This is a genomic window from Rummeliibacillus sp. G93, from assembly GCF_023515935.1.
In the GTDB taxonomy this organism is placed as follows: Bacteria; Bacillota; Bacilli; order Bacillales_A; family Planococcaceae; genus Rummeliibacillus; species Rummeliibacillus stabekisii.
The window spans coordinates 875,477-893,412 of sequence record NZ_CP097314.1; the positions used below are offsets into that span (position 1 = coordinate 875,477).

Below are 17,936 nucleotides of genomic sequence, written 5' to 3' on the forward strand. Positions count from 1 at the left end.
ATGGTAGTAGGAGATTTTCCAATCGAAACAGACACAATTGTCATTGGCGCAGGCCCTGGTGGATATGTTGCAGCAATCCGTGCAGCACAAACTGGACAAAAAGTGACAGTAATTGAACGTGAAAATGTTGGTGGTGTATGCTTAAACGTAGGTTGTATCCCATCTAAAGCATTAATCTCTGTAGGTCACCGCTTCGAAAAAGCTAAACATTCCGATGATATGGGAATCGTTGCTTCAGAAGTGAAATTAGACTTCAAAAAAGCGCAAGAATTTAAAGATTCTGTAGTTAAAAAATTAACTGGCGGCGTCTCTGGTTTGCTTAAAGGCAACAATATTGAAGTGGTAAAAGGCGAAGCATATTTACATGATGCTAACTCATTACGCGTTATCACAGAAAACTCTGCACAAACATACAACTTTAAAAACGTAATTATTGCAACTGGCTCTCGTCCAGTTGAAATTCCAACTTTTAAATTCTCAAAACGCGTCTTAAATTCGACAGGCGCGCTTAACCTAGAAGAAGTTCCTAGCAAACTAGTTGTTATTGGCGGCGGTTACATTGGTACAGAATTAGGTTCTGCTTATGCAAACCTAGGTGCTGAAGTAACAATTCTTGAAGGTGGTAAAGATATTCTTGCTGGCTTCGAAAAGCAAATGACTACTATTGTGAAAAAAGGTCTTAAGAAAAAAGGCGTTACAATCGAAACAAATGCTTTAGCACAAGGTGTTGAAGAAACTGAAACAGGCGTAACTGTTAAATATGAAGTAAATGGTGAAGCTAAATCAGTAGAAGCAGATTACGTACTTGTAACTGTTGGTCGTCGTCCGAATACGGATGAAATGGGCTTAGAAGAAGTGGGAATTGAATTTGGCGAACGCGGTTTAATTAAAGTTGACAAACAATGCCGCACAAACGTTCCAAATATCTATGCAATTGGTGATATCGTTGCTGGACCACAACTTGCTCATAAAGCATCTTATGAAGGTAAAGTGGCTGCAGAAGCAATCGCTGGCGAAAAATCTGTTGTCGATTATTTAGCAATTCCTGCTGTATGCTTTACAGATCCAGAAATGGCTACTGTTGGTTTATCTGAAGACCAAGCAAAAGAAGAAGGATTTGAAGTTTCAACTGGCAAATTCCCATTCGCTGCAAACGGTCGTGCATTAGCATTAAATGAAACAGAAGGCTTTGTGAAATTAGTTGCACGCAAAGAAGATGGCCTGCTATTAGGTGGCCAAATCGTTGGTTCTGGCGCTTCTGATATGATTGCTGAAATTGGTTTAGCGATTGAAGCAGGTATGACGCTTGAGGATGTGGCGATGACTATTCACGCACACCCAACTTTAGGCGAAATTACTATGGAAACAGCTGAAGTTGCGCTTGGTAACCCAATCCATATTATTGCAAAAAAATAATCTATCCTTATCTAAATCTCTTAATAGATTAATTAAGAGAATGGGCTGTAATCAAACTCAAACTTTTGAGTTTGCCTACAGCCCTTTTTATTTCTAATTGGACATAAATCGAATGTAGTTGCTTGTTAGTCTCCTATCCTATACTTCTTAATGATGCTTTAATAAATCCTGCATTCACTGCATAAAAATGTTTGAAAGACGTAGGAGAAGGTAAAGTTAAAGAGTGCATGAATTATAAAAAGGGAGTGCTGTTAATGGATTTAAAATTAAGAGATAAAGTAGCGATTGTAACGGGAGGCAGCAAAGGTATTGGACTCGCTACAGCAAAAAAATTAGTTGAAGAGGGAGCAGAAGTAGTAATATGTGCGCGTACTGCAACTTCTCTCGATGAAGCGATAAAAGAAATAAAAGAATCGACAGGAAAAGAGGCATTTGCTGTTGTCGCAGATGTGACGAATGAAAAAGATTGCCAAAACCTGATCGAGCAAACCATGCAGAAATATGGAAAAATTAATATTTTAGTTAATAATGCGGGTACTTCAGCTGCTCATTCATTTTTAGATGTAGATACAGACTTTTGGAAAAGCGATTTGAATTTAAAGTTATTTGGCGCAATTCATACGGCAAAGGCAGCGATTCCACATATGGAAGCGGCAGGTGGAGGATCAATTGTAAATGTTACTGCCGTTTTAGGGAAAACTCCTCCAGCATCTTCACTGCCAACTACTGTAAGCCGTGCCGCTGGAATGGCACTTACAAATGCGATGAGCAAAGATGTAGGCTCATTAAACATAAGGGTCAATACTGTCTGCATTGGATTAATTCGCAGTGCGCAAATAGAAGAAAAGTGGAAACATGAATCACCACAGCTATCTTGGGAAGAATACTCAAAAGAAGTGGGGAAATCCATTCCGCTTGGCAGGATTGGGGACACTGTTGAGGCAGCAAATGTGATTACATTCTTAGCTTCAGATGCAGCGTCATATGTAAGCGGTACTGCCGTTAATATAGATGGTGGAGCTGCACCTGCTCTTTAAAAGTAAAAACTCATCAAAGATTCCATCCTTTGGTGGGTTTTATTTTTTGTAAAATTTTAATTTTTGCATTCAATTTAAAGCAAAAAAGCATCAAAAACTTTCCTTTTTTAGAACTATATTTTAGTTTTTTTCTTCGTACACATTTTGTTCAAAGTTAATACACACAACGTTCAAAAATCCTTGAATGAATTGTGATAATGAGTGCTTTTTTCTTTTAATAAAAATCGGTTGGAGTATAATTCATATGAATCAAGAAAAGAATGATTGAATTTATAGGGAAGTAAGGTGAATTAAAATTGCTGTTGTTATTTTCTACTATATATAAAGTGGAAATGTAAAAAAGTCTCAACAAGTAGTTTTATACTTTTACTTTTATGTTTTTTCAATTATAAAAGGAAAGCTTGTAGAAATTAGTTTCTAGAAGGGACCAACAATTCATTAAAACACTTTATAATGTTTTTATTTGTTTTCTTGAGAAGGGAGTAAAATTATGAAGAAAAAAGTGTTAATCTTACCTTTTGTTATGGCATTCTTGACACTTGTTTTATCCGGATGTCAGCCTTTGATGATCTTTGATCCAAAAGGTCCTAATGCAAGAACGTTGTCAAACACAATCATAATGTCGATTATCGTAATGCTTGTCATTCTATTAGTCGTATATGTTCTTTTGATTAACATGCTTTCAAAATATCGTGCGTCAAAACAAGCGCCAGATTATGAGCCGCCGCACGAAGAGGGCAGCAAAGTACTGGAAGTTGTTTGGACAGTAATACCAATCCTTATTGTTACAGCACTTGCAATTGTAACAGTGTTTACAACATCAAAAGTTGAAAAGAAACCAGAGGGTTATGGTAATAAAGAACCGCTCGTTATATATGCATCTTCTTCAAACTGGAAATGGCACTTTAGCTATCCAGAACAAGGTGTTGAAACTGTAAATTATGTGAACATCCCGACAGACCGACCAATTGAATTTAGGTTATATTCATTCGGTCCGATTACAAGTTTTTGGATTCCGCAATTAGCAGGTCAAAAATATGCAATGAGTGATATGCTTACAAAAATTCACCTAGCTGCTGACCAAGAAGGTTCTTATATGGGTCGAAATTCAAACTTTAGCGGTGAAGGCTTTGCTCAAATGGAGTTTGAGGCTCAAGCAATGTCACAAAAAGATTTTGATGAATGGATAAAAGATGTAAAAGCGAAAGAACCTAAATTGACTGAAAAAGAGTTCGATAAGCTATTAAAAACTTCTTTTGTAGGACGTAAAAGTTATTCATCTACTCACCTAACCTTTAGACCAGCTCCAATGGAACATGGAAAACATGGGAAACACGATATGGAGAATATGAAGGATAAGGATATGGAAGGCATGGATATGTCTCATTAATTTATCATTCTAAAGAATGAAAGGAGTTACACACATGAGTTTTGATGAGTTATTCGCTCCGATGAAAGAGCCGATGATTTTAGCGGCTGGTATCAGTATCATCGTAGGAGCTATTGCTGTTGTTGCAGGTTTGACTTATTTCAAAAAGTGGGGCTGGTTATATAAAAACTGGCTAACTACTGTTGACCATAAAAAAATTGGCGTTATGTATGTCTTTGTAGCGCTTATCATGTTGTTTAGAGGCGGTATTGATGCTTTATTAATGCGTGCTCAAACAGCTATACCAGAAAACGGATTATTAAACTCCGAACACTATAATGAAATCTTTACTACACATGGTTTGATCATGATTTTATTCATGGCAATGCCATTCATCATTGGTTTGATGAATATTGTAGTACCGCTACAAATTGGTGCGCGAGACGTTGCATTTCCACGTCTGAATGCTCTTAGCTTCTGGCTATTTGCAGCAGGTGCCGGTTTGTTGAATGTATCATTTGTTATCGGGGGTTCACCAAATGCCGGCTGGACAGCTTACTTCCCGTTGGCAGGTACTGAATTCAATCCAGGTGTAGGGAATAACTATTACGCTTGGGCTCTTCAAATTTCAGGTATTGGTACTTTAATGACAGGTATCAACTTTATTACAACTATATTTAAAATGCGTGCACCTGGCATGAAATTAATGAAAATGCCAATGTTTACTTGGTCCGCATTGATTACAAACGTTATTATTACATTTGCATTCCCTGTATTAACTGTAGCGCTAGCATTAATGACTTTGGACCGCCAGTTCGGTACAAAATTCTTCGCAATGCAAGATGGCGGTATGGACATGATGTGGGCTAACCTATTCTGGGTATGGGGACATCCAGAAGTATATATTGTTATACTTCCTGCATTCGGTATTTACAGTGAAATTATCGCGACATTTGCACGTAAAAACCTTTACGGCTATAAATCAATGGTTATGAGTATGGTCATTATCTCGTTACTATCCTTCATGGTATGGGCTCATCACTTCTATACTATGGGACACGGTGTAATGGTTAACGGCGTCTTCTCAACTACAACTATGTTGATTGCAGTGCCGACAGGTGTAAAAATATTTAACTGGCTTCTGACGATGAGGCACGGGAAAATCCAATTTACGACTCCAATGCTTTATGCATTAGCGTTTATCCCAATCTTTACAATTGGTGGGGTAACAGGGGTTATGCTTGCTATGGCAAGTGCTGACTATCAATACCATAATACAATGTTCTTGGTAGCTCACTTCCACTATGTATTGATTCCTGGGGTAGTATTTGGTGTACTAGCAGGTTACCACTACTGGTGGCCAAAAATCTTTGGTTTCCGTTTGAATGAAAAATTAGGTAAATCTGCTTTCTGGTTTATCATTTTAGGATTTAACATTGCGTTCTTCCCACTATTCATTTTAGGTTTAGATGGTTATGCGCGTCGTATGTACACATATTCAGCTGACACAGGCTATGGTCCATTGAATATGGTATCGTTCCTTGGAGCTTTAATGATGGGTGTAGGCTTTATCTTACTATGCTACAACATCTACTACAGCTTCCGTCACAGTCCACGCGAAACAACTGGAGATCCTTGGGATGCACGTTCACTTGAATGGGCAACACACAGTCCAGTTCCAGAGTACAACTTTGCAGTAGTACCAAAAATCAACCAGTTGGATGAATATTGGTTTGCGAAAAAAGAAGGTAGAGACATTACTGCTGGCGAGTATGAACGAATTCATATGCCGAATAATAGTAGTGCGCCAATGTGGATGGCCGGTGTTATGTTCTTGTTTGCTTTCTTCTTCGTATTTAGTGTATGGGCTGGAGTAATTGTCTTTGGTCTAGCAACTCTCGGATTCTTGGCATATCGTTCATTTGAAAAAGATGATGGCCATTACATCGAAGTGGCTGAAATTGTTGAAACAGAAAGACGTTTGGGAGGTGAACAATAATGTCTAAAGAAAATACATCAGCCCCACTTGAATACCGCACACATGAGAACGAGATGAAAATCTTTGGTTTCTGGGTATTCTTAGGAGCAGAAATTGTTCTTTTCGCGACATTATTTAGTGTTTATTTTGCATTAGCAGATCGCACAGGTACTGGCCCAACAGGTAAAGAAATATTTGAAATGCCACCAGTATTAATAGAAACATTTGTGTTGTTAACAAGTAGTTTCTTAATCGGTTTAGGCGTTCATGCAATGCGTATTGGTCGTAAGAAAGCGATGATGGTATTCTACATCATTACGTTACTTCTTGGCTTAGTATTCCTTGGCGTAGAAATTAACGAGTTCTTAACATATATTCATGATGGTGCAACAATTACAACAAGTGCGTTTATGTCAGCTTTAATGACTTTATTAGGCACGCATGGTGCCCACGTAACATTTGGTTTCCTATGGGGATCAGCCATCCTTATTCAAATTAAGAGACATGGCTTGAATGCGAAAACAGCTAATAAAGCATTTATCTTTTCACTGTATTGGCACTTCCTTGATGTTGTATGGATCTTCATCTTCAGTTTTGTGTACTTGAAAGGAGTGTTGTAATATGAAAGAACTTTTTCCTAAAGAGCACGTATTAGGGTTCGTAGGTTCTCTTCTTTTAACACTCGCTGCGTTAACTGTTATTATGTTCAAAGGTATGTCTAATGGATTGGCTATGACCATCTTGCTGATTACAGCTGCTGCTCAAGCGCTAGTCCAACTGATACTATTCATGCATATCGGTGAAACTGATGACAAAAAATCTCTCTACGTCACTATTATTTATGCAGTAGTTGTAGGTTTAATTACGGTGTTTGGTACGCTTCTTGCAATGGTATGGGGCTACTAATCGCAGACTAATAATAAAAAGCAGGACAATTTAATTTGTCCTGCTTTTTTCATACATATGATGGCTATATTGTTTGATTAATGTAGCAAGCCAACGAAGTTCATTGCTTGCAGTTAAATTTGATGACATGCCGAGCAACAAGGCTTTACGTGGAGATTCCTTCTGCAATTCTTCCGTTAGCAAATCGAATGTGTCTTGTAATACTGCATCATCTAGAATATCCTTTTTGCACTTTTCAATTTCTGATAGTAACTCTTCTTTTTCCAAATGGCGGCTTTTTTTATGATTTAATTCAAACATTTCTTTTGTAATTAACGGCTCAATTGGAGCTGTGGCCAATACATCAATATGGTGTGCAAGTATCTTGCTCATCTCATAATAGTCGACGCGTTGTTTAGGGTTCATAATGATCTCTGTATAGCTTTTTACTAGCCCTTGAATACATACGACAAGGTCATATTTGTTTTGAGATATTTGATTACCATATACCTCATCTAAAAGAAACAAGGCGACATAATCCGCTCTCTTGAACTGTTGAATGATTTCTTCCAGGGCATTAGGGTCTATAATATTAATCAGCTCACGACCGTGTGCCATTAAAAAAGGATAATTCTTTTCGACAAATTGAAAAGAAATAACAAAATACTGTATTAGTTTCTCCCTAGGTTCCGCTTGTAAATTTAAGAGAACCTGATACTTTGCTGTGATATCTCGAATAATATATTCAAATATTGCAATTAAGAGTTCTTCCTTAGATTTAAAAGAAAGATAAAACGCGCCTTTAGATATTCCGCATGCTGCTGTAATATCTTGTATAGATGTAGATGAAATGGTACGCTCGGATAAGATTTCCATAGACTTTTCGATAATTAGGTCTCGTTTTGACATTGTTTCACTCTTTCTATGATACTTTCTTTCTATAATTTGACTTTTGACCAGCTAGTCATTTATTATATTGAATTGTGACCAGTAAGTCAAAAAAGGACGGTGTATGAATGAATTCGCTTATTAAATTTGTGCTGAAAAATAAACTAGCAGTTTGGCTATTGACCATAATTGTAGCAGCTGCAGGCCTTTATTCGGGGCTTAAGATGAAGCTAGAAACAATACCGGATATTTCAGTGCCTGTTGCTACTGTAACAACTGTTTATCCAGGTGCCACTCCGCAACAAGTAGCTGATGACATATCTATTCCTTATGAAAAGGCAGTCAATCATTTAAAGGGAGTTTCTTCTGTTTACTCCAACTCTTATCAAAATGCTTCTAGTCTGCAAATTGAATTCAAGTATGGAACAGATATGAAAGAAGCTGTGGGTAATATTAAGGAAGCGATTGAGAAAGTAGAACTTCCAGAAACAGCTCAAAAACCTACCGTTGATCGCATTAATATTAATGCATTTCCAATCGTAGCGTTAAGTGTAGCTAATAAAGATCAGTCAATCGCAGACCTAACAAAAACCACCGAAAATTACTTTGTACCGAAACTAGAAGGTATTGACGGTGTATCCTCAGTATCAGTTTCCGGGCAACAAGTGGAAAAGGTCGAGCTTACATATGACCAAAAGAAATTAGCTCAATATGGCTTAACAGAAGATTCAATTAAGCAATATGTGAAAGCAATGGATACGAAAGTTCCGCTAGGTATGTTCCAATTTAAGGATGAAGAGCAATCTGTAGTTGTCGATGGTAAAATGACAACTATTAAAGATTTGAAAAAATTAAGTATTCCTGTATCGATGGGAAATTCATCTCAAGATCAACAACCAGCAGATGCTGCACAAGGTGATGCTTCGCAAGCCAATGGTGCACAAGGCGCCCAAGGTATGCAACAAGCACCTCCTGCAAAGCCATTCGTAAATTTAGGCGAATTAGCTAAAATTAAAGTGATCGGTGAAGTAGAGTCAGTATCACGTACAAATGGCCAAAATGCAATCGCTGTTCAGGTTGTTAAATCGCAAGAAGCGAATACAGTCAATGTAGTAAATGATGTAAAAAAAGCTTCTAACAAGTTTGAAAAAGAAAACAAAGGAATGGATATTGAGGTTACACTTGACCAAGGACAGCCAATTGAAGAGTCAGTCCAAACAATGCTTGATAAAGCATTATTCGGTGCCATTTTCGCTGTCATTATCATTATGTTGTTCCTACGCAATATTCGTTCTACTATTATCTCAGTTATCTCTATCCCGATGTCATTATTGATTGCAGTAGGTGTCTTGAAACAGATGGATATTTCACTGAATATGATGACATTAGGCGCGATGACTGTTGCAATTGGGCGTGTTATTGATGACTCGATTGTTGTAATTGAAAATATTTATCGCAGAATTTATCTTGAAGGCGAAAAACTGCATGGCCGAGCATTGATTCGTGAAGCGACAATGGAAATGTTCAAACCAATCTTGTCTTCAACAATCGTAACAATTGCAGTATTCTTGCCGTTGGGTTTAGTGGGCGGCATGGTCGGAGAATTATTCTTGCCATTTGGATTAACTATGGCGTTTGCGTTAATCGCATCTCTCATTGTGGCCGTAACGATTGTACCTGTTATGGCACACTCATTGTTTAAAAAAGAGTTGTATGGTCAGAAAAAGACGAAAAAAGAAGAGCACGGCAAGTTGGCAAATGGATATAAGCGAATTCTAGAATGGGTATTAAACCATAAATGGATTACTTCTATTCTTTCAGTCGTGATTTTAGTTGCAAGCTTATTCTTAGCACCTTTAGTAGGGTTTAGTTTCCTTCCAGATGATGAACAAAAAATGGTATATCTAACATATACACCGAAGCCTGGTGAAACACGTGACCAAGTTCTAGAGAAAGTGGAAGAGATTGAAAAAGTCGCTATGAAGAAGAAAAATGTAGACACAGTACAATCTTCTGTTGGCGGAGCAAATCCAATGAGTCCAGGTAACAGCAATGGCGCTCTTGTCTATGTTATTTATGACAAAGACACGCAAAACTTTGGTGATAAAAAAGAATCGTTAATTAAAGAAGTAGAAAATATCGGCCATGAAGGTAAATGGAAGAGCCAAGACTTTTCATCAACAGGTTCAAGCAATGAAATTTCTTACTCAGTTTACGGCAATACAGTGGAAGATATTAAACCAGTAGTAAATAAAATTAAGAACATTATGAAAAAGCAAGATCATCTAAAAGATGCGAAGTCTTCGCTTGCTGAAAACTATGAAGAAAAAACATTGGTAATCGATCAAGATAAAGCGAAAGCATTGGGGCTGACAACTGGCCAAATCGCCATGGCGATCAACCCTAATACGCAAACTGAAGTATTGACTACAGTTACAAGAGAAGGTAAAGAACTCGATGTGAATGTTCATAAGGAAGCAGCATCTCCTGATGAATTCAAGGATGTCTTAAATGAGACTGTTGACTCTCCATTAGGGAAAAAAGTGAAAATTTCAGATGTAGCTGATGTGAAAGAAGGCACGACTTCTAATCAAATAAACCGCAGTAAAGGTAAAGTCTATGCGGATGTAACGGCAACAGTGACATCCAAAGATGTTACAAAAGCATCTTCAGCGGTAGAAAAAGAAATTAAGAAACTTGATTTGCCAAATAGTGTAGAAGTAGATACTGGTGGGGTAGCAGAGGATATGAATGAAGCCTTCGGACAATTAGGCTTAGCTATTGTTGCAGCCATTGCTATCGTTTACTTTACATTAGTGGTAACGTTCGGAGAAGGTTTAGCCCCATTCGCTATCCTATTCTCATTACCATTTACAGTGATCGGTGCATTAGTCGCTCTATACATTTCTGGTGAAACCATTAGTGTATCTTCTCTTATCGGTTTATTAATGCTGATTGGTATAGTGGTGACGAATGCCATCGTGCTTGTCGATCGGATCATTCATATGGAACATGCAGGCAAAAGCATGCGTGAAGCCATACTTGAAGCAGGAGCAACCCGTTTGCGACCAATCCTCATGACAGCTATTGCAACAATTGGTGCTTTAATACCTCTTGCTATCGGAGCAGAAGGCGGCGGCTTGATTTCAAAAGGCGTTGGTGTAACGGTAATCGGTGGATTAATCAGTTCGACTATTTTAACACTATTAATTGTGCCATTAGTATACGAATTACTCTCTAGAATCCTGAAAAAAGACCGGGCACACGAGAATAAAGTAGACTAACATGAATGGATTGCCCAGGAAATCAAAGTATATGATTTCCTGGTGCAATCTTTTTTTATGTTGTTTTAATAATTGCCCTTGATAAGAATTCAGGATACACATCGACACAATAAGCATGAATAATTTCATTTCCCGGGGAATATGCTAATAAACAACAACGGTTGCAGTTTTCTTTATTCAGCGTTTACAATGAACAAAACACACTATATAAAGTTAGGCAGGTAATAGCATGGAATATTCATACCCATTTTCAATTGAATGGTCAACAAACGAAATTGTAGACGTCATTGCCTTTTTTCAAACAGTAGAGAAAGCTTATGAAAAAGGTGTACAAAGAGAAGAAGTTTTATCTAAATACCGTAGATTTAAAGAAATAGTCCCATCAATGGCAGAAGAAAAAACTATTTTTCGCGAGTTTGAAGAAGAAAGCGGATATGTTAGTTATGATATTGTGAAGCAGACAAAAACAAAAGAAAATGGCACAATCATCAAAGGTGAGAAAAAAAGTCGCTAGATACAAATATAAATACGCACTTAAGCAAAAAAAAGCAATCGAAAACTTCTGCAATTTGCAGTGTATCGATTGCTTCTTTGATACCTAGGTTAAATCGGCGGAAGCCATTAGCCTATAAATTGGCATAAGCTCTTCTAATGTTTCTTCTGTTTTCTCTTCAAATTCTTCTCCTGAAAGTTGTATTGCTTCTTCCCTTGATATTTGCAAACCAATCAAAAACTCGCCTTTTTTAACTTCCTTTAAACGAATAAGCAGTTTTTCTAGCGTCCCATCTGCAATCGCCTCGTTAAGGGAGGTCCCTTTAGGATCAAAATGATCGCCGGTTACAAAAAACGATTGGGGCAGTGCCTTAACAGTTTCAAGATTGTTTAATAGGTTATCTGCAATAGCTTTTTTAGTAGGCGCTTCATAAATAGCACAAAGAATAATAAAAACGTGCGATTCAAAAAGACCAATCTCAAAGTGAGGCAACGCTTTATAACCTCGTTTATTTGGCGCAAATGCAACCCAGCTATCAATCGGAGGATTCACTTTCCTTCTAGCGTGTCTTGCGATATGCGGATAAAATTCAATACCTGTCTTAGATGTAAAGTATGTAGTGTACGTTTTTGCGAGCTCTTCAAATTTAGGACGCACATGCTCTGTTAGAGCTTCCATACGCTGCTCTAGGCCGGGTATAGTAAAAACATCAAAATCATCGGTTGTCCATTTTACAGCCACTTATTTCCTCTCCTTTTGTAAAGATTTATGTTTATTTTATGCGAAATATGGGAAAAAATCTTGTAGAAGCACTTACCAATCTTGCTATAGTCATTAGCATAAAAAGAGTGAATTGATAAAAAGTACAAAGGAGCTGATATCATGAAACAGGTCGTGCATATTATACGTAAAGTGGATTTTGAGAAGCAATATATTAAAGGTCTTCAATTAGAAGTGGATTATGAATTGGCTACATTATATGACGCCATCCAAAAAAATGACGCAAAACAAATGTCAGAAAGTAAGGCGAGATTAGCGGAAATTCATATGGAACTGGAGGCTTTCCATGCATTCGCCTAAAGAAATAACCGCTTTCACTTCATAGTGACACTTGCTAATCAATATGAGAAGCAGGTGTTTTTTTTGTTATAATAAAAAAATCAAAAGGTTTCTAAAAAGTAGGGTGGGGGATTTATGGAATTATCTAAGATAGATGTGTATGCGAAATCAATTATACTCCAAGCCGGAGATCGAATCAGACAATCCTTTTCTGAAAAGTGGACAATCGAGACAAAAGCCGATGCAAATGATTTAGTCACAAATATAGACCGTGAAATTGAATTGTTTTTCATCGAAAAAATTCGCACCTTTAATTCCTCTCATAAAATTATTGGGGAAGAAGGGATGGGCGAGAAAATTCAATCACTCGATGGAGTTGTATGGATTATCGATCCTATTGATGGAACAATGAATTTCGTACGTCAGCATCGGAATTTTGCCATTTCGGTTGGTATTTATGTTGATGGAATTGGAAAGTTAGGCTACATATATGATGTCATGAGAGATCACCTATATCATGCGATTGAGGGACAAGGTGCATACATGAATGATCAGCCATTAAAAGCATTAGAGGAAATTTCATTGGACAAAGCGATTATTGGTTTGAATGCTGTATGGGCGACGCCTAATAAACGCATCAAGCATGAACCAATGATTGAGCTTGTACATAAGGTAAGAGGGACAAGATCATATGGTTCAGCAGCTTTAGAAATTGTCTCTGTTGCGAGTGGAAGAATGGATGCTTATCTTTCAATGCGGTTATCGCCATGGGATATAGCAGGTGGCGTTATGATCGCAAATGAAGTAGGAGCTATTGCAAGTAATTTAGAAAACCAGCCGATAAATTTACTGGAGCGGGATACATTTATTATAGCCAATCCCTTCATCCACAAAGAGATTGTGGAAAACTATATAGAATTAAAATAAGAAAAGGATTGTCTAATGAAGTTGGGTTTTAAACAACTTTATCAGACAATCCTTCTTTTCTTTTACTATAGAAAAAGGGATGGTACTCTACAGACTCTTCTTCCCACACATTGCTGGGTAGGAAAACCTTCTAAGGAAAGTTTACAGTATTATAACAGCCCTTGATCACGAAATTGGCGTTTAGTTTTGAACGCTAAGCCAAATACTACGATTACAGCTACAATTCCACCGATCGCACCGAAAGTGCTTCCAGCAGCAATCGCATACCCAATAGAGCACATCGCTAAAATGCCCGCTAGAGCAAAGATAGCCATCACAATTTTTGCTTTCATGTTTAAACCTCCAAGAAAAACTTAATAAGTCTATTGTCGAACGAAATACAGAGTTAAGCAAGCCTTTCACACAAAAAAATAAAAAGGAAAAGCTAATAAGACAAAATGAATTTTTTGTGCTATAATAGCACAGTTATGGACTCGAAAAAAGAATGTGGAGTGGAATAATGACAAAATTAAGAGAAGATCTCAGAAATATAGCAATTATTGCCCACGTCGACCATGGTAAAACTACATTAGTCGACCAATTATTAAAACAATCAGGTACATTCCGTTCAAATGAGCATGTGGAAGAACGTGCAATGGACTCTAATGATATCGAACGCGAACGCGGGATTACAATTTTAGCGAAAAATACAGCAGTAAACTACGAGAATACTAAAATTAACATCCTTGACACACCAGGACACGCTGACTTCGGTGGAGAAGTTGAACGTATCCTTAAAATGGTTGATGGAGTATTACTAGTAGTTGATGCATATGAAGGCTGTATGCCTCAAACACGTTTTGTATTGAAAAAAGCGTTAGAACAAAAATTAACGCCAATCGTTGTAGTCAACAAAGTGGATAAAGATTCTGCACGCCCTGAAGAAGTTGTGGACGAAGTAATTGATCTTTTGATCGAATTAGGAGCAGATGAAGATCAGCTTGAATTCCCAGTAGTATTTGCTTCTGGTGTTAACGGTACTGCATCACTAGATCCAGATCCAAGCAAACAAGAAGAAAACATGAAATGCTTATTTGAAGAAATTATTCGCCATATCCCAGCACCAATGGATACTCGCGATGAACCATTGCAATTCCAAGTAGCATTGCTTGATTATAATGACTTCGTTGGACGTATCGGTATTGGTCGTGTATTCCGTGGTACTATTCATGTTGGTCAACAAGTATCACTTGCAAAACTGGACGGCACAGTTAAAAACTTCCGTGTAACAAAAATGTTTGGTTTCTTCGGTTTAAAACGTGAAGAAATCCAAGAAGCATATTCTGGCGATTTGATTGCTGTATCCGGTATGGAAGAAATCAATGTAGGTGAAACAGTGTGTCCTCAAGACCACTTAGAACCGCTTCCTCCAATGCGTATTGATGAACCAACATTACAAATGACGTTCTTAGTTAACAATTCACCATTTGCAGGACGTGAAGGTAAATGGATCACATCTCGTAAAATTGAAGAACGCTTAAATTCTCAATTACAAACTGACGTTTCTTTACGTGTTGAACCAACAGATTCACCTGATGCATGGACTGTTTCAGGACGTGGTGAACTTCACTTATCTATTCTTGTAGAAAACATGCGTCGTGAAGGTTATGAACTGCAAGTATCTAAGCCAAAAGTTATTATTCGTGAAATTGATGGTGTTAAATGTGAACCAGTAGAACGTGTTCAAATTGACGTGCCTGAAGACTCAGTAGGTGCTATAATTGAATCATTAGGCGATCGTAAAGGTGAAATGCAAGATATGGTCAATGAAGGCAACGGACAAGTTCGTTTGATCTTCATGGTACCAGCACGCGGTTTGATTGGTTATACAACTGAATTTATGTCATTAACAAAAGGTTTTGGTATTATCAACCATACTTTTGATTCTTATCAACCAGTAGCTTCAGGTCGTGTTGGTGGTCGCCGTAATGGTGCACTTGTATCAATGGAAACAGGTAAAGCAACTACTTATGGTATGATGCAAGTAGAAGATCGTGGTATTTTATTCGTTGAACCAGGTACTGAAATCTATGAAGGCATGATCGTTGGCCAAAATACACGTGATAATGACATCACAGTAAATATAACAAAAATGAAACAAAAAACAAACGTGCGGTCTGCAACAAAAGACCAAACAAACGTAATCAAAACTCCTCGAATCTTAACGCTTGAAGAAGCATTAGAATTCTTGGATGACGATGAATATCTAGAAATTACACCAGAATCTATTCGTCTTCGCAAACAGATTTTAAATAAAAATGAACGTGAAAAAGCAGCGAAAAAGCTACGCAACGCTGAGTAAGCTATTATTCGCCAGTTAGGAGGATGTTGAACTTGTTTAAGTCAGCTTTATTATTAAAACTGAATTTTATACAGGCTGCTACATCTACAACTGCAACGTCAGATGGACACGATTTTGTATTTGAGCGCCTGTCCGGCGTTGCTCGCTATATTTACGAGGGTGCCCCTAATTTCACTGTAGCTGGTTATATATTATTTGCTGTTATCTTTGTGCTAACAGCGATTGTATACCATCTTGGTTTTGCCAGAGAAGGGCTAAAGCCTTGGCAAACAGGTGTAATTTATGTATTTTTATTTGTTGGATGTATTATCCTTACATTCCTAGCTTTCTTCCTACCAATGGTAGAAGGATTGATTGTTGCGGCTCTCGTTCTTATTGTCTATAGAATGCGATTGCGCCGGGATAAAAAGAAAGAAGCTACATCATAAAAAAACGATGCCTTTATGGCATCGTTTTTTTTATGTAAGGATTGTTCTTTTGAAGAGAAGATTAATTCAATAGGGGGAAGGAAAAAGGTATATAGTAAGGGAACTATTTAATAGTAAGTAAAAGTATTAATAAAGGAGAATAGTCTACGATGAAGTCATTTATTGAACAAGTTCATTATATTAGATTACCTGTCAAAGATTTAGAACTCTCTGCACAATGGTATAGAGATGTACTAGGACTCCAGTTATTAAATATTACTGAGGAACGAGCAGTTATCAAAGTAAATGAAGGTTCATTTTTACTTATCTTAGTTTCGACTGGAGATGAAACATATGCGCATTTTACAATCGATAATGAGGAAGCATTTAGTATTGGCTTCACAAGTCCAAAATTATCAACATTTCTTCAACACTTAATGGATAATCAAGTTAAGGTCGAAGATATACTAAAAGATGATGATGGGCATGCCTATTTCTACTTTTACGACCCTACTGGTAATAAACTTCAAGTACATTGGTAGGATTACAATATAAATTACTTTAATAACTGGCGAAATAAGAAAGGAACGTCCACAAATTAGACGTTCCCATTAGTTGTTTCATGAGATGCAACAACCCTATTTATAAAAGCTTTTTTTATGAAGTTAGAAATTATCTTGCTGCAAGCTGGTATGCCGAATAAAGCGGAACTTGCCTGTCTTTAAACGTTCATGCGTTTTTTCCGATATACGATCGTGGCATGTTTCACACATAAACGTATGAATTGGCCGATTTCGCAATTTCTTTGCAAGGGGTGAAAAATCAGGGATTTCGCTAAATTCATCGCAAATCACACATTTAACTCTCATTGTGTTCCCCCCTATTTCACCTCTAATGATGTGATTCCTTTAATAGGATTTTCAAGATTAGATCCATCATTAAATAATAAATAAACAGGGCCATCCTGTGATAACATTTTTCCTTCTTGGCTAAATTGGAAAATGAAAGTTTTGGCTTCTTCGATAGGGAAGCTATGCTGTTCACCGCTCTGTGTACCAAAAATAACAGTCGTTGCATCTGTTTTAGGTTCAGCATTTTGAATAAATGGTTCGATTTTAATGCCAAATGTGCCTGACATCATTTTTTGTCGGTCGAATTTCCGTTCTGTTTTTAAAGTTGGCGGGAAAGTAGCGCCTTCCATAATTTCGCGAGACCAAAACTTTCCGGCTTTTTCGATATACTCTTCATCAGCATCTATTTCAACGTGTTTTTCAGTGAAATATTGGTCTAAATCAAGTTTGCGGTCATCAAAAATCCATACTGTTGGATCTAATGTGATCTGAAAATTAACTTCGCCTTTTACTTGGATGATGGATTCCATAAATCTTCCTCCTCTAATCAAAACTCTTTTTTAGTATAACGCTTTTAAGAACAAGATAGAAAGAAATTATATGGTGATTCTTAATTTACTATATAGATGCTTGCAATTTCCTTTTATAAAAGATAAACTTTATTAAGATAGAATTGAAGAAATATCAGGTAATGGGGGCGTCCTCATGGATACAAAATCTCAAAATTCGTATCAGGAGAAAGCATTGGAACTCCTAATTGCCGATGCGGATAAAATAGCAAAATTAATAAGAGTACAAATGGAGCATTTGACAATGCCTCAATGTCCGTTGTATGAAGAAGTTTTAGACACGCAAATGTTTGGTTTATCGCGTGAAATTGACTTTGCAGTTAAACTTGGATTGCTTGAACGTGATAAAGGCAGAGAGATTCTCGATTCACTTGAGAAAGAATTATCTGCTTTGCACGATGCATTCACAGAGAAATAAAAGAAAACTCAAAC

Annotated in this window: 19 protein-coding genes; 14 read left to right on the top strand and 5 right to left on the bottom strand. The window is 37.2% G+C overall.

The features are described 5' to 3' along the window. The 6 genes from lpdA to qoxD all read left to right on the top strand — a co-directional run bounded on the left by lpdA (window position 1) and on the right by qoxD (window position 6,706). Window positions 1-1,416: a dihydrolipoyl dehydrogenase gene (gene lpdA, locus M2M59_RS04335; protein ID WP_066785047.1), complete on the top strand. Its 1,416-nt coding sequence runs from the start codon at window positions 1-3 to the stop codon at window positions 1,414-1,416. Window positions 1,417-1,670: 254 nt separating this feature from the next. Continuing rightward, window positions 1,671-2,453, top strand: a complete 783-nt coding sequence (locus M2M59_RS04340) for an SDR family NAD(P)-dependent oxidoreductase (protein ID WP_249775628.1) — start codon at window positions 1,671-1,673, stop codon at window positions 2,451-2,453. 490 nt (window positions 2,454-2,943) lie between these two features. Then, a complete protein-coding gene (gene qoxA / locus M2M59_RS04345; RefSeq protein ID WP_147194359.1) occupies window positions 2,944-3,843 on the top strand; it encodes a cytochrome aa3 quinol oxidase subunit II in 900 nt (299 codons plus the stop codon). A gap of 34 nt (window positions 3,844-3,877) precedes the next feature. Then, window positions 3,878-5,821 (top strand): cytochrome aa3 quinol oxidase subunit I, encoded by a 1,944-nt coding sequence (gene qoxB / locus M2M59_RS04350; protein WP_066785056.1) that lies wholly within the window; start codon window positions 3,878-3,880, stop codon window positions 5,819-5,821. Beyond that, window positions 5,821-6,420 (top strand): cytochrome aa3 quinol oxidase subunit III, encoded by a 600-nt coding sequence (qoxC, locus tag M2M59_RS04355; protein WP_066785060.1) that lies wholly within the window; start codon window positions 5,821-5,823, stop codon window positions 6,418-6,420. The genes qoxB and qoxC overlap by 1 nt, the downstream gene beginning before the upstream one ends. A 1-nt stretch (window position 6,421) precedes the next feature. After that, complete coding sequence (qoxD, locus tag M2M59_RS04360; RefSeq protein ID WP_147194357.1) at window positions 6,422-6,706, top strand: cytochrome aa3 quinol oxidase subunit IV; 285 nt, start codon at window positions 6,422-6,424, stop codon at window positions 6,704-6,706. Between the two features lie 30 nt (window positions 6,707-6,736). Here the strand turns inward: qoxD and M2M59_RS04365 are convergent, their stop codons facing one another. Next, entirely contained in the window at window positions 6,737-7,594 is an 858-nt protein-coding gene (locus M2M59_RS04365) for a TetR/AcrR family transcriptional regulator (RefSeq protein WP_147194354.1), read from the bottom strand. A gap of 107 nt (window positions 7,595-7,701) precedes the next feature. Between M2M59_RS04365 and M2M59_RS04370 the strand changes: the two genes are divergently transcribed. Both M2M59_RS04370 and M2M59_RS04375 read left to right on the top strand, forming a co-directional pair. After that, window positions 7,702-10,857 carry an efflux RND transporter permease subunit gene (locus M2M59_RS04370; RefSeq protein WP_249775629.1) on the top strand — a complete coding sequence of 1,052 codons (3,156 nt, stop codon included), beginning with the start codon at window positions 7,702-7,704 and terminating at the stop codon, window positions 10,855-10,857. Between the two features lie 229 nt (window positions 10,858-11,086). Continuing rightward, entirely contained in the window at window positions 11,087-11,371 is a 285-nt protein-coding gene (locus M2M59_RS04375) for a UPF0223 family protein (RefSeq protein ID WP_147194348.1), read from the top strand. Between the two features lie 84 nt (window positions 11,372-11,455). On the opposite strand, the gene M2M59_RS04380 is transcribed toward M2M59_RS04375, so the two are convergent. Next, window positions 11,456-12,091: a YktB family protein gene (locus M2M59_RS04380; protein WP_249775630.1), complete on the bottom strand. Its 636-nt coding sequence runs from the start codon at window positions 12,089-12,091 to the stop codon at window positions 11,456-11,458. A gap of 141 nt (window positions 12,092-12,232) precedes the next feature. Here M2M59_RS04380 and M2M59_RS04385 point away from each other — a divergent pair, with 141 nt between their 5' ends. Together M2M59_RS04385 and M2M59_RS04390 are read left to right on the top strand one after the other, a co-directional pair. Continuing rightward, complete coding sequence (locus M2M59_RS04385; protein ID WP_066785078.1) at window positions 12,233-12,430, top strand: hypothetical protein; 198 nt, start codon at window positions 12,233-12,235, stop codon at window positions 12,428-12,430. A gap of 114 nt (window positions 12,431-12,544) precedes the next feature. After that, the gene (locus M2M59_RS04390; protein WP_147194342.1) at window positions 12,545-13,336 is read left to right on the top strand and encodes an inositol monophosphatase family protein; all 792 of its coding nucleotides are present in this window, start codon (window positions 12,545-12,547) and stop codon (window positions 13,334-13,336) included. A 149-nt stretch (window positions 13,337-13,485) separates the two neighbouring features. On the opposite strand, the gene M2M59_RS04395 is transcribed toward M2M59_RS04390, so the two are convergent. Continuing rightward, on the bottom strand, window positions 13,486-13,668 hold the full coding sequence (locus tag M2M59_RS04395; RefSeq protein ID WP_147194339.1) for a DUF5325 family protein: 183 nt from the start codon (window positions 13,666-13,668) through the stop codon (window positions 13,486-13,488). Between the two features lie 167 nt (window positions 13,669-13,835). Here M2M59_RS04395 and typA point away from each other — a divergent pair, with 167 nt between their 5' ends. The 3 genes from typA (at window position 13,836) to M2M59_RS04410 (ending at window position 16,626) form a co-directional block, all read left to right on the top strand. Beyond that, window positions 13,836-15,677, top strand: a complete 1,842-nt coding sequence (typA, locus tag M2M59_RS04400) for a translational GTPase TypA (RefSeq protein WP_147194336.1) — start codon at window positions 13,836-13,838, stop codon at window positions 15,675-15,677. A gap of 32 nt (window positions 15,678-15,709) precedes the next feature. Then, complete coding sequence (locus tag M2M59_RS04405; protein WP_371859432.1) at window positions 15,710-16,105, top strand: YlaH-like family protein; 396 nt, start codon at window positions 15,710-15,712, stop codon at window positions 16,103-16,105. 149 nt (window positions 16,106-16,254) lie between these two features. Beyond that, a complete protein-coding gene (locus tag M2M59_RS04410; RefSeq protein ID WP_249775631.1) occupies window positions 16,255-16,626 on the top strand; it encodes a VOC family protein in 372 nt (123 codons plus the stop codon). Between the two features lie 123 nt (window positions 16,627-16,749). Here M2M59_RS04410 and M2M59_RS04415 read toward each other — a convergent pair whose 3' ends face one another. Continuing rightward, window positions 16,750-16,953 carry a YlaI family protein gene (locus M2M59_RS04415; protein WP_066785092.1) on the bottom strand — a complete coding sequence of 68 codons (204 nt, stop codon included), beginning with the start codon at window positions 16,951-16,953 and terminating at the stop codon, window positions 16,750-16,752. A gap of 11 nt (window positions 16,954-16,964) precedes the next feature. Next, window positions 16,965-17,465, bottom strand: a complete 501-nt coding sequence (locus M2M59_RS04420) for a peptidyl-prolyl cis-trans isomerase (protein WP_147194328.1) — start codon at window positions 17,463-17,465, stop codon at window positions 16,965-16,967. Between the two features lie 175 nt (window positions 17,466-17,640). Between M2M59_RS04420 and M2M59_RS04425 the strand changes: the two genes are divergently transcribed. Continuing rightward, window positions 17,641-17,922 carry an Fpa/YlaN family protein gene (locus M2M59_RS04425; protein WP_066785098.1) on the top strand — a complete coding sequence of 94 codons (282 nt, stop codon included), beginning with the start codon at window positions 17,641-17,643 and terminating at the stop codon, window positions 17,920-17,922. Window positions 17,923-17,936 lie beyond the last annotated feature (14 nt).

Excerpts from the sequence above, each read along its gene's own strand:
- lpdA (WP_066785047.1), top strand. The coding sequence starts at position 1 with ATGGTAGTAGGAGATTTTCCAATCGAAACAGACACAATTGTCATTGGC.
- M2M59_RS04340 (WP_249775628.1), top strand. The coding sequence starts at position 1,671 with ATGGATTTAAAATTAAGAGATAAAGTAGCGATTGTAACGGGAGGCAGC.
- qoxA (WP_147194359.1), top strand. The coding sequence starts at position 2,944 with ATGAAGAAAAAAGTGTTAATCTTACCTTTTGTTATGGCATTCTTGACA.
- qoxB (WP_066785056.1), top strand. The coding sequence starts at position 3,878 with ATGAGTTTTGATGAGTTATTCGCTCCGATGAAAGAGCCGATGATTTTA.
- qoxC (WP_066785060.1), top strand. The coding sequence starts at position 5,821 with ATGTCTAAAGAAAATACATCAGCCCCACTTGAATACCGCACACATGAG.
- qoxD (WP_147194357.1), top strand. The coding sequence starts at position 6,422 with ATGAAAGAACTTTTTCCTAAAGAGCACGTATTAGGGTTCGTAGGTTCT.
- M2M59_RS04365 (WP_147194354.1), bottom strand. The coding sequence starts at position 7,594 with ATGTCAAAACGAGACCTAATTATCGAAAAGTCTATGGAAATCTTATCC.
- M2M59_RS04370 (WP_249775629.1), top strand. The coding sequence starts at position 7,702 with ATGAATTCGCTTATTAAATTTGTGCTGAAAAATAAACTAGCAGTTTGG.
- M2M59_RS04375 (WP_147194348.1), top strand. The coding sequence starts at position 11,087 with ATGGAATATTCATACCCATTTTCAATTGAATGGTCAACAAACGAAATT.
- M2M59_RS04385 (WP_066785078.1), top strand. The coding sequence starts at position 12,233 with ATGAAACAGGTCGTGCATATTATACGTAAAGTGGATTTTGAGAAGCAA.
- M2M59_RS04390 (WP_147194342.1), top strand. The coding sequence starts at position 12,545 with ATGGAATTATCTAAGATAGATGTGTATGCGAAATCAATTATACTCCAA.
- M2M59_RS04395 (WP_147194339.1), bottom strand. The coding sequence starts at position 13,668 with ATGAAAGCAAAAATTGTGATGGCTATCTTTGCTCTAGCGGGCATTTTA.
- typA (WP_147194336.1), top strand. The coding sequence starts at position 13,836 with ATGACAAAATTAAGAGAAGATCTCAGAAATATAGCAATTATTGCCCAC.
- M2M59_RS04410 (WP_249775631.1), top strand. The coding sequence starts at position 16,255 with ATGAAGTCATTTATTGAACAAGTTCATTATATTAGATTACCTGTCAAA.
- M2M59_RS04415 (WP_066785092.1), bottom strand. The coding sequence starts at position 16,953 with ATGAGAGTTAAATGTGTGATTTGCGATGAATTTAGCGAAATCCCTGAT.
- M2M59_RS04420 (WP_147194328.1), bottom strand. The coding sequence starts at position 17,465 with ATGGAATCCATCATCCAAGTAAAAGGCGAAGTTAATTTTCAGATCACA.
- M2M59_RS04425 (WP_066785098.1), top strand. The coding sequence starts at position 17,641 with ATGGATACAAAATCTCAAAATTCGTATCAGGAGAAAGCATTGGAACTC.